The organism is Cupriavidus lacunae, assembly GCF_003353055.1.
GTDB classification, from domain to species: domain Bacteria; phylum Pseudomonadota; class Gammaproteobacteria; order Burkholderiales; family Burkholderiaceae; genus Cupriavidus; species Cupriavidus lacunae.
Genome location: NZ_QKWJ01000233.1, coordinates 1 through 1238, shown reverse-complemented (window position 1 = coordinate 1238; position 1238 = coordinate 1). Strand labels below are relative to the sequence as shown.

The window sequence follows — 1238 nt, the reverse complement described above, 5'->3', positions numbered from 1 at the left end:
CGACGATCTGCATGCGCTGGCCGACTGGCTACTGGCGTGCGGCGTGGACACGGTCGCGCTGGAGTCCACCGGCGTGTATTGGATCCCGGTGTACGAGGTGCTGGAACAACGCGGCTTGACGGTGTGGCTCGTCGATGCGCGGCAGCTCAAGTACGTGCCCGGCCGCAAGAGCGACGTGCTCGACTGTCAGTGGCTGCAGAAACTGATGAGCCTGGGGCTGTTGCGCGCGGCGTGGCGCCCCGGCGACGAGGTGTGCGTCGTGCGCGCGGTGGTGCGCCAGCGCGAGGTGCTGCTCACCGAGCAGGCCAATTGGGTGCAGCGCATGCAGAAGGCGCTGGTGCAGATGAATCTGCAGCTCAGCGAAGTGCTCAGCGACGTGATGGGCATGACCGGCCAGGCCATCGTCCGGGCGATTGTGGCGGGCGAGCGTGACCCCCAGGTACTGGCGCGGCACCGCTATGGGCGAATTAAGGCCAGCGAGCGCGACATCGAACGGGCGCTGACCGGCAACTGGCGCGAGGAGCATCTGTTCGTGCTCACGCAGGCCCTGGCCATGTTCGACACTCTGGCCCAGCGCATCCTCGAGTGCGACGCGAAGCTCGAGGCGTTACTCGCGCCGCTGGGCCGTCACGAGGTCGAACTCGGCGGGCCAGGCAAGCGGCGCGGCAAGAACACCCCGGAGTTTGATGCCCGCGCCGCGCTGGCGCGCTGGGCAGGGGTGGACCTGACGCGCATCAACGGCCTGGCCGTGACCTCGGTGCTGACGATCCTGTCGGAGATCGGCCCGGACCTGCGCCGCTTTGCCAACGTCAAGCACTTCTGCTCGTGGCTGGGGCTGTGTCCGGGCACCAAGATCAGCGGCGGCAAGGTACTCAGTGCGCGCACCCGGCGCTCGACCAACCGGGTACGCCAGGCGCTCAAGCTCGCGGCGATGAGCCTGTCGCGCAACGACTCCGCGCTCGGTGCGTTCTATCGCCGCCTGTGTGCGCGCATGGACAAGCCACGGGCCAATACCGCCGTCGCGCATAAGCTTGCCCGCATGGTCTACTTCATGCTGACCCGCGGCGAGGCCTTCGTCGACCAGGGCCAGCAGCACTACGAAGAGCAGCAGCGCGAGCGCAGCATTGCCGCGCTCAAGCGCCGCGCCGCTGCGTTGGGTTTTTTGCTCAATCCTGTGGCCGCATGAACCCAGTCCGTTTTGGTTTCTCAGGAGCATTTCAAGGCCCTTCCGGCCCCGG

General features: G+C 67.4%; 1 protein-coding gene. It reads left to right on the top strand.

Translation table 11 applies throughout. The features are described 5' to 3' along the window. On the top strand, positions 1 to 1186 hold a 1186-nt coding region (locus DN412_RS42855), incomplete at its 5' end, for an IS110 family RNA-guided transposase (RefSeq protein ID WP_115216995.1). Positions 1187 to 1238 lie beyond the last annotated feature (52 nt).